11 protein-coding genes are annotated in these 9406 nt (G+C 45.8%); 4 read left to right on the forward strand and 7 right to left on the reverse strand.

Annotated features, from left to right (window positions below; translation table 11 throughout):
• The first annotated feature begins 501 nt into the window (after nucleotides 1-501).
• Nucleotides 502-687, forward strand: a complete 186-nt coding sequence (locus ACFOGI_RS04660) for a YhzD family protein (protein ID WP_390269159.1) — start codon at nucleotides 502-504, stop codon at nucleotides 685-687.
• Nucleotides 688-726: 39 nt separating this feature from the next.
• Here ACFOGI_RS04660 and ACFOGI_RS04665 read toward each other — a convergent pair whose 3' ends face one another.
• Both ACFOGI_RS04665 and ACFOGI_RS04670 read right to left on the reverse strand, forming a co-directional pair.
• Nucleotides 727-1497 carry an enoyl-CoA hydratase gene (locus ACFOGI_RS04665; RefSeq protein WP_390269162.1) on the reverse strand — a complete coding sequence of 257 codons (771 nt, stop codon included), beginning with the start codon at nucleotides 1495-1497 and terminating at the stop codon, nucleotides 727-729.
• 133 nt (nucleotides 1498-1630) lie between these two features.
• The gene (locus tag ACFOGI_RS04670; protein ID WP_390269165.1) at nucleotides 1631-1990 is read right to left on the reverse strand and encodes a YlbF family regulator; all 360 of its coding nucleotides are present in this window, start codon (nucleotides 1988-1990) and stop codon (nucleotides 1631-1633) included.
• 140 nt (nucleotides 1991-2130) lie between these two features.
• On the opposite strand from ACFOGI_RS04670, the gene ACFOGI_RS04675 reads away from it, so the two are divergent.
• Together ACFOGI_RS04675 and ACFOGI_RS04680 are read left to right on the forward strand one after the other, a co-directional pair.
• Entirely contained in the window at nucleotides 2131-3009 is an 879-nt protein-coding gene (locus ACFOGI_RS04675; RefSeq protein ID WP_390269168.1) for a PucR family transcriptional regulator, read from the forward strand.
• 138 nt (nucleotides 3010-3147) lie between these two features.
• Complete coding sequence (locus ACFOGI_RS04680; RefSeq protein WP_390269170.1) at nucleotides 3148-4245, forward strand: ABC transporter ATP-binding protein; 1098 nt, start codon at nucleotides 3148-3150, stop codon at nucleotides 4243-4245.
• A gap of 66 nt (nucleotides 4246-4311) precedes the next feature.
• Here the strand turns inward: ACFOGI_RS04680 and ACFOGI_RS04685 are convergent, their stop codons facing one another.
• The 5 genes from ACFOGI_RS04685 to ACFOGI_RS04705 all read right to left on the reverse strand — a co-directional run bounded on the left by ACFOGI_RS04685 (nucleotide 4312) and on the right by ACFOGI_RS04705 (nucleotide 8131).
• Nucleotides 4312-4518 carry a small, acid-soluble spore protein, alpha/beta type gene (locus tag ACFOGI_RS04685; protein WP_390269173.1) on the reverse strand — a complete coding sequence of 69 codons (207 nt, stop codon included), beginning with the start codon at nucleotides 4516-4518 and terminating at the stop codon, nucleotides 4312-4314.
• A 290-nt stretch (nucleotides 4519-4808) separates the two neighbouring features.
• Nucleotides 4809-6194, reverse strand: coding sequence for a class II fumarate hydratase (fumC, locus tag ACFOGI_RS04690; RefSeq protein ID WP_390269176.1), 1386 nt, complete (start codon nucleotides 6192-6194; stop codon nucleotides 4809-4811).
• Nucleotides 6195-6339: 145 nt separating this feature from the next.
• Nucleotides 6340-6480 carry a hypothetical protein gene (locus ACFOGI_RS04695; protein WP_390269179.1) on the reverse strand — a complete coding sequence of 47 codons (141 nt, stop codon included), beginning with the start codon at nucleotides 6478-6480 and terminating at the stop codon, nucleotides 6340-6342.
• Nucleotides 6481-6498: 18 nt separating this feature from the next.
• A complete protein-coding gene (locus ACFOGI_RS04700; protein WP_390269182.1) occupies nucleotides 6499-7812 on the reverse strand; it encodes an MFS transporter in 1314 nt (437 codons plus the stop codon).
• A gap of 85 nt (nucleotides 7813-7897) precedes the next feature.
• On the reverse strand, nucleotides 7898-8131 hold the full coding sequence (locus ACFOGI_RS04705; RefSeq protein WP_390269184.1) for a hypothetical protein: 234 nt from the start codon (nucleotides 8129-8131) through the stop codon (nucleotides 7898-7900).
• A gap of 211 nt (nucleotides 8132-8342) precedes the next feature.
• Between ACFOGI_RS04705 and ACFOGI_RS04710 the strand changes: the two genes are divergently transcribed.
• Complete coding sequence (locus tag ACFOGI_RS04710; RefSeq protein ID WP_390269187.1) at nucleotides 8343-9212, forward strand: cation diffusion facilitator family transporter; 870 nt, start codon at nucleotides 8343-8345, stop codon at nucleotides 9210-9212.
• The last annotated feature ends 194 nt before the right edge of the window (nucleotides 9213-9406 follow it).

A 9406-nucleotide genomic window follows, 5' to 3' on the forward strand; every position in this document is an offset into this window, starting at 1 on the left:
ATTTTTCCATAAACCTAACCCCCATAAATTATTTTTACTCTAACTTATGGGGGTCAGGTCATTTCCGCGGGCGACCCGTGAGCTTCCTCGAACTGGCGTTCTCCGGGATCTCACTCTGGTCACGGTTCCGGCAGGAGTCTCGTGGTTTCCTCCGCTGGTTGAGGTGGTTTGATTGTAGTGATGTCTGTTGCTGTAAGGGAATAGAAGAACTCAATGATAGTGGTATGACTTTGGTAAGAGAGAAACTGTGGATCACAATCATTCGAAAACCAGAAAACTACACCAAGCGAAGACAAAATACGTAGACTCCTGTGGGAACAGCACGAGTCTGAAGGCCCCGGAAGAAGTGCTTTTCTTCCGAGGAGACTGAAGCCGGGCCCACGGAAATTTTTGTCGCAGCGATGGGAGTCATAGTTAAGATTCATTCGCCAAAAAGAAGGATTTTCGATCAGGAAATAGAATATATGGAGATAAGACCACTACTTCAAGGAGGCAGCAGATATGCGTACCTATGCATTGACTGTGTTCGACCAGTCCGGGAAAAACCTTCTCGACGAAACGTTCACAGCTCCAAACGATGAGGAAGCAAAAAAGACCGGCCAGGCACGGCTGGAGGAAGAAGGCTACAGCGAGTATACCCACCGCTGTGTCAATCCGGAAGCAAAATTGATATTGTTTCACCGATGAAAAACGGCTTCACAGGCAATAGCTGTGAAGCCGCTTTTGTTACTCCCCACGGAATACAGGTTTCCTTTTTTCCAGGAATGCCGACACACCCTCTTTGTGGTCCTCCGTATTCCTGAGCTCCCATTGGGTTCGGTGTTCCTCCTCCAAGTAAGACTGCAGTGTATCTTTCTGCGCTCGGTGATAGATCATCTTTGTCTGGATCATCGACTGTATAGGTGTTTCTAATAATTTCTGCGCGAAAGAAGAAGCCTCCTCCCCTGCTTGAAGTTCCGTCACCACATCAACTATTCCCATCTGTTTTGCCTGTGGTGCTTGTAGCTGTTTCAACCCCCAAATGAACTGTTTAGCATGGTTGACACCAACCCGCTCCTTCAGGAAGAAATGTCCTCCACCGTCTGGTGCCAGCCCAATTCCGATGAACAGCATGCCAAGCTTGGCATTCTCCCTGGCAATCACGTAATCGGCAGCAAGAGCGAGACTTAGTCCCAATCCAGCCGCAGACCCTTGTACTGCCGAAATCACGATTTTTGGCATCAAATAGAGTTTCATTGCAATTTTCCCGACGGTCTCCATGACAGTATCGAAAAATTTCTTCTCTGCGAAATCCTCCATCATACCGATATCTCCTCCGGCACAAAAGGCATTTCCATTCCCCGACAACACCAAAATTTTGTCCTCGTTTTTTTCAACTTCTTCCAATGCATGGAGAAGCTCATCAAGCATCTCCTGATTCAATGAATTGTAGCGCTCGGGTCGGTTCAATCGAATATAGGATACCTTTTCCTTGCTTTCATATATTATGGTACTCACAGTCTAGCCCCCTCCTTTGACTATGTATATGTATTCGACGAGACCGACTGTTTTCCTGCTTATACGAAGTGCAACCGTCATTTTCAAGCAACAAAAAAACCCGCAGCAAGTGTCCACGAGTTTTTTCCATTACTTATTCGTTTGATTCTTCCGGATTGCCGTACAGTTCTTCAAGTGGTTTCGTGATGATCCGGCTCACATCATTGATTACCATATTCAAACGCTGTTCCTGTTCCATCAGCTTGGAAATATCCGGGTGCTGCTGAACCAGCTCAACAACCTGGCGTGCTTTTTCGACTTCTTCCTCCGTAATTTCCTGTCCCTGCATTTGTTTTTCCTGCAGTTGAATCTGTGTGTCACGGAAGTTTTCGAACATTTGTTTAGCGGCATCATCGTTCATCACTTTGTCGAATGCCTCTTTTAAACTGGTGAATTCGTCACTCTCACGAATTGCTTTCTCCAGATCATATGCGCTATCGTAAATATTAGGCACAAAATTACCTCCTTAAAGTTTCTCAGCACCAACTATAACAAACACACAGGCCCATGTATACCAATTCGGCAATCATGAGTCGTTTTTCCAGACAAGGAACCTTGCTATAATAGAGATATCATGCGGAAAGAGGTGCACCTATGCTGGATCAATTGAAGAAAATTTTCCCCTCGCTCACTCATTACGAGGAGATGGCGGAACTTCCGGAAGCGGATTACCAATGGTACCAAACTCAGGAAGGTGACGTCATTGGCATTTGCCGCGAAGAACTCACCGATAAAGACACTGATCTGCTTGCCGCTTTCCTGAGACCATTTGATATCCGCTTTCCTCTGATGACAGAGACAGAAAGGCAGTGGAAGAGGCATATTGACGGCCTCAGCACGGAGCATACCGTCAGTCCCTATCGTTTTGTTTATTTTTCCATCCAAAAGGACCGGGTTGAGCCCCGCCTTTTCCGGGAAGCCATTCATCAATCCCTTGCCAGGCCGGTACCGATATTATGGAAAAATGAACAAGAGGGCATATTGATCGAAGAAGGACTGGTACCTGCCGAGGATTCCGTCTCCTATGAGCAGATCATTGATGTACTGATGAGCGATCTCTATGTGAAGATCAATTTTTTCATCGGTCCTTATGTGAAAGAAACGAAGGATGCCGGCGCATACTATGGTTTTTTGATGAATCATGCTCCCTCCGTTCTCCCTTATTCTGATGGATCAGTACTCACATTCACCGACAGCATTCCTTATCTCTTGATCGACGGAGCTGATAGAGAGTTTCTCTGTAAGATGCCGGCACTGATGCTGAGAGAATTCGCAGACGATGAAGAAATGCTGTCGACCGTCCGCATCTTTATTGAATCGAATATGAATGTTTCCGTTGCAGCAAAACAATTGTTCATGCATCGGAACAGCCTGCAGTACAGACTGGATAAATTCATCAGCAGAACAGGAATCGACATCAGGCAGTTCCATCAGGCTGTATCCGTCTATCTCGCTTTACTTGCCAGGAATTGAGCAGAACAACTTACGCTTTCGTCAGTATGCCCGAAAAATGTTGGACATGTTTATGCATGATTGCCATTTATCATCTTCTTAATTTTCCGTAAACTAAAAAGAAAGTATAAAACGCTTACATACGTAGGAGGAATTCAAATGGCGGAATTGCGACTGGAAAGTATCAAAAAGGTATATGACAAAAAAGTAACGGCAGTGGAAGATTTCAATCTTCATATCCAAGACAAGGAATTCATTGTATTTGTAGGCCCTTCCGGCTGCGGCAAATCCACTACTTTACGGATGGTGGCAGGCCTGGAGGAAATTTCTGATGGCGAATTGTACATAGATGACAAAAAAATGAATGACGTCGCACCGAAGGACCGGGATATTGCGATGGTTTTCCAGAACTATGCACTCTATCCTCATATGAATGTGTATGACAATATGGCTTTCGGCTTGAAACTCCGCAAGTTCAAAAAGGACGAGATCAATAGCCGGGTACAGAATGCAGCAAAAATTCTCGGACTGGAAGCTTATCTGGACCGTAAGCCAAAAGCCCTTTCCGGCGGGCAGCGCCAGCGTGTGGCACTGGGCAGGGCAATCGTCCGGGATGCAAAAGTGTTTCTGATGGATGAACCACTATCCAACCTGGATGCCAAATTACGTGTCCAGATGCGGGCGGAAATCCAGAAACTCCATAAGCGTTTGCAGACAACGACCATCTATGTTACACACGATCAGACAGAAGCGATGACCATGGCGACACGCCTGGTCGTAATGAAAGACGGCGTCATCCAACAAGTAGGTGCTCCCAAAGACGTCTATGATCTACCGGAGAATGTTTTTGTCGGCGGATTTATCGGCTCGCCATCCATGAATTTCCTGAACGGAAAACTCACGGATGGATATGTTGAGATTGGTGAAAATAAAATCAAAGTACCTGAGGGTCGCATGAAAACCTTAAGCCAACAAGGTTATATTGGAAAAGAACTCATCCTGGGGATTCGTCCGGAAGATATCCACGACGAACCCGCCTTCATCCAAGCAAGCCCGGAAACGAAAATTAAGGCGATGATCGATGTTGCCGAGTTGATGGGTGCTGAATCCTACCTTTATTCCAAAATACAGGAACAGGATTTCATTGCCCGTGTGGATTCCCGCTCCGATATTCACGGTGGGGAACAAGTGGAGCTGGCTTTCGATATGAACAATACCCATTTCTTCGACCAAGAGACAGAACTGCGTATCCGGTAATGTTGCAACTTCCTATGTAGCTTGGAGAGGGGCAGCCATTACAGCTCCCCCTCTATACCATCATTATTAAAATTGTTGTCCATTCATTTGCTGCTGTGCAGTTTGAACCAGTCGCTTGGTGATTTCTCCGCCAACAGATCCGTTAGAACGGGAAGTGGAGTCAGCGCCTAAGTTAACACCAAATTCCTGGGCAATTTCGAATTTCATTTGGTCCAGTGCTTGTTGTACTCCTGGTACGAGCAGCTGGTTTGAGTTGTTGTTGTTGCTAGCCATCTTTATCACCTCCTGTACTAAGTATTGTGAGCAAAATGGCGATCTTTATCATAAAATATCGTTGGTAAATTATAGCGGTAGAATCCAATATTTAGGAGCGGAGGTGTGAAGTACTCGGGACCAGCAATCTGAATTTCCTTCAAACCGGACTGCTTATCATCTTCTTGGCCTAATATAAGTTTTTTTCTTCTGTACAGCTGCCATCACATACATAATAAAAAATGGCTTGGGATCGGGCCCAAGCCATTTTTTATGCTTCTATACGTTTCAACTATTTCAAGTGATAGCCTTTACTTCGGGTACGTCATCTCTTCCGGTTTCACGTATTTCTCGAACTCTTCTTCAGATAGGAGTTCCAGTTCTACTGCTGCTTCCTTCAATGTGGAATTATCATTGAAGGCTTTTTTTGCGATTTTTGCGGCATTTTCATAACCTATATGCGGATTCAATGCCGTGACAAGCATCAATGAATCCTTCAGGAACTTCTCTATTTTCTCTTCGTCAGGCTCAATGCCTTGGGCACAACGCTCATCGAAAGAAACGATGCTGTCAGAGAGAATCTGACAGGACTGCAGGAAGTTGTAGGCAATGACAGGCTTGAATACATTCAATTCAAAATTCCCCTGACTGGCCGCAAAACCGATGGTGGCGTCATTTCCCATCACCTGGGCAGCTACCATGGTTACTGCTTCACTTTGCGTCGGATTCACTTTCCCTGGCATGATGGAGCTGCCGGGCTCGTTGGCTGGAATGGTGATTTCGCCGATTCCGCTTCTTGGACCGCTTGCCAGCCAACGTACATCATTGGCGATTTTCATCATATCTGCAGCCAAGCCTTTCAATGCACCGTGCGCATAAACGGTTTCGTCATGGCTTGTCAACGCATGGAACTTATTCGGTGCGGAGATGAATTTTTTGCCGGTAAAATCGTTGATGGCTGCACATACCTTTTCAGAAAAATCCGGATGCGCATTCAGCCCGGTTCCTACTGCAGTGCCGCCAATCGCCAGTTCCTTTAAGAATTCGTTGCTCTGTGTAATCATGCTCTCCGATTTCTCGAGCATGCGGTGCCATCCGCTGATTTCCTGTCCCAGTGTCAGAGGAGTGGCATCCTGCAGGTGGGTACGGCCGATTTTGACGATATCCATGAATGCTTCCGACTTTTCCTTCAATGTCCGTTTGAAGGCTTGCACAGCCGGAAGGACCGTGTCTTCCAGTTTCAACACGGAAGCGATATGCATGGCTGTCGGGTATGTATCATTGGAGCTTTGTGATTTGTTAACGTCATCATTCGGATGGAGCTTAAGGTCGGAACCTTTCTCTTCCAGCCACTTATTCCCTACATGGGCTATGACCTCGTTGACATTCATATTGGACTGGGTTCCGCTTCCTGTCTGCCAAACCACCAACGGAAAGTGTTCATTCAAGCTTCCTTCGATGATCTCATCGGCAGCATGACGGATGGCCTCGTATTTTTCCTCTTCCAACAAGCCCAGTTCATTGTTCGCCTTGGCTGCACTCTTTTTCAGGATTGCAAACGCTTTAACAATTTCCGTCGGCATTTGTTCATTGCCAATCGGGAAATTCTGTTTACTCCGCTGGGTCTGTGCGCCCCAGTACTTATCTGCAGGTACGTTGATTTCCCCTAGTGTATCTCTTTCGACACGAAATTCCATCTCTCTCTTCCTCCCTATGCATGTCCACCTTATTTATTTCCACCGTTATTATACCAAATTTTTGCTTAAATAAAAAACTTCCGACTGCCTGTTGTCGGCAAAAACAAAAAAAGACCAGACAGGCTGATCTCCGAGAACCACCGAATTATTTAAACAGGCTGCGTACCGCTTTCCTTGTAGCCCTTTTAGCTACCCGCTTACCGTATGTACCCCTTTTTAATGCATGGATATCCCCAAGAATCCCGGAGACTTTATAAAAAATTCTGCTGATTTGATGCAACTTCATCAACCTTCCTCCTATCTTTCAATTCTCATTTGGTTTGACTTTTACTGACCCAGTGGGTAAGGATTGACGTTGTGCATCTTTTATTCCCTGGTCCACATCGACATACCTCAAAATTACAAGCCCAGCCACGAAGAAGAACAACAAGGATATGATTCCTAACCTGCTTGACCCGGTAATCTGGCCGACAAAAGCAAATAGGAACGGGCCGAATATGGCGGCAAATTTAGAAGAGATTCCGTAAAACCCGAAAAACTCCGCATGTTTATGATCCGGCACCATCCGTCCGAAAATAGAGCGGCTCAATGACTGCGCTCCACCTTGGACCATTCCGGTGCAGACGGCAAGCATATAGAAGTGGAGTGCTGTCGTCATGAAGTATCCTAAAACGACTATTCCCATATAGACAATCAAAGCGGCAGACAAAGCCCGTTTCGCCGTAACCTTCCCTGCAAGCCAGCCAAAGAAAAAGGTGCACGGTATGCCGACAAATTGGGTGATCAACAGGGCGAGGATCAGTGAATTCGCGTCGATTCCAATATCCCTGCCATAGATGGTTGCCATACGCACGATGGTGGATATACCATCATTATAAAGCCAAAAAGCCAAAAGGAAAATTAACAATTGCTTAAAGTGGCGGATTTCTTTAAAAGTGGAACCAACCCTGGAAAAACCGATGGCTATGTAAGATTTCTCCTTTCTGGCATGTGTCTTTTTCTCTTCTTTCATATTTTTCAACAGTGGTATGGAAAAGATCAACCACCATATCCCCACTGTAGCAAAAGAAATCTGACTAGCGGCAGTGGCGTTTGGTATGCCGAACCAATGGGGGTTGAGAATCATCAGTACGTTGATGCAGAGCAATAACCCTCCACCCAAATATCCATAGGCGAAACCACCGGAGGAAACCCGATCCATCTCTCCTTCTTCTGCTATTTCGGGAAGGAATCCATCATAGAAGATATTCGCCCCGGAGAATCCGATCGACCCGACAATGAAGAGAACAGATGCAAGCAGATAGTCTCCCTCACCGACGAACATGAAGAGGATACTGGCGATGATGCCCATAAATGCGAAGAATTGCAGAAATTTCTTTTTGGCGGCGGAGAAATCACTGATCGCACCGAGTATGGGTGCCAATACAGCTACTACCAACACGGCAATGGACTGGGAATACCCCCACATGCTGGCTGCTGCTTCTTGGTTGGCACCCGCAGCCGCTACATCATAATAAAACACCGGTAGCACTGCCGCCATCATCGTGGTCGCAAAGGCGGAATTCCCAAAATCATAAAGCATCCAGCTTCGTTGGACCTTCCTTCGCTTTCTATTCATGACATCCCTCCACCTATGTAATGGATTGGCAGAACCTGTACAACAAGCAAAGGAGCTCCACCCTTCGGTAAAGCTCCTCCATTAATTACTCCCAAATATATTCTTTATAAACTTCAGACCATCTTGCGAACTCCTGCTTATCTCCTGAAGTGATGGTGTCATCAATTTTTTCTTCCACATGCTTCTTGTTCCAGTTGAAACATAACTCATCCAATAGTAAACGTGAGGTCAATTTTAACTCAAAAGGAATCTCTTTCTTTGCTTTGATCTGCTTTCCGTTATACCGCAAGAATCGGTATAGCGTTTTCTCCTTTTTCATGGAACTTGCCCCCTTGTTCCTTTTTTCTATTATCCTAAATTTTCAGCAAAATTGCAAGTGCTGATTTCCGATTTATTTTTCTGTTCCCCAAAACTGGGTACTCTAACCAATGGGTGGCATATTTTCACGAGTTTTTTTCCTGATGAATGTTTCTCTAGACCAGAGCGATACTACTTTGGTAGACTATGTTAGATAATAGGGGGACTGGTCCATGGAACATACTGATAACCTGAAACAGGGAGAAAAGGGTGCATGGCTGAGCATTGCTGCCTATCTGATCCTTTCTGCCTTGAAGCTCGTTGCCGGCTATATCGGCCAGTCCGATGCCTTGAAAGCAGACGGTTTGAATAATACAACAGACGTTATCGCGTCGATCGCCGTCCTTATCGGATTGAAAATATCCAGGAAACCTCCGGATGAGGATCATCACTATGGCCATTACCGGGCTGAGACGATTGCCTCCTTATTTGCCGCTTTTGTCATGATGTTTGTCGGTATCCAGGTCATCTTTGATACGATCCAGAAGATCATTTCTGGCGAATCATCCCAACCGCATCTGATGACAGCATGGGTGGCGGTAGGTTCGGCTGTCATCATGTTCGGAGTCTATTTCTATAACTTGAGGCTGTCTAAGAAGGTCCAGAGCAGTGCGCTTTACGCTGCAGCACAGGACAACCGGTCCGATGCACTGGTCAGCATCGGTGCATTCGTCGGCATCATCGGTGCACAACTTGGCCTGTTCTGGCTGGATCCGCTCGCAGGATTGGTTGTAGGTGTGATCATTTGTAAAACGGCTTGGGATATCTTTAAAGAGGCAACACATACATTGACAGATGGTTTTGATGAAAACCGGATCCAAAAGATCCTCACGAGTATCGAAGAAGACCCGGAAGTAAAAGAAGTAGTCGATATAAAAGGCAGGATTGTCGGTAATTATGCATTCATTGAGATCACCATTCTGGTCGATCCTGAGTTGAATGTGCGGGAAAGTCACAAAATAACCGACCGGATCGAGAGTTACTTGGCTGACACTCATAATATCAGTCACGCACATATTCATATTGAACCTTTTACTGAATGAGGTTGGGACAAAACGGAAAGACGAACAGTGAACGGAATCAGCCAAGAACATGCAGACACCTGTAAGAAAGGGCGCGGAGATCCCGAACTGCGCCAGCGTTCGGAGGCTCAGCAGCCGCCCAAGTAATTGGTGTGACCCCCAATAGTTGGAGTTTTATTAGGCAACGATTAGATCGGTATGAAGTCGGTATTGAA

This window comes from Virgibacillus xinjiangensis, assembly GCF_042643145.1.
GTDB classification, from domain to species: domain Bacteria; phylum Bacillota; class Bacilli; order Bacillales; family Amphibacillaceae; genus Virgibacillus_O; species Virgibacillus_O xinjiangensis.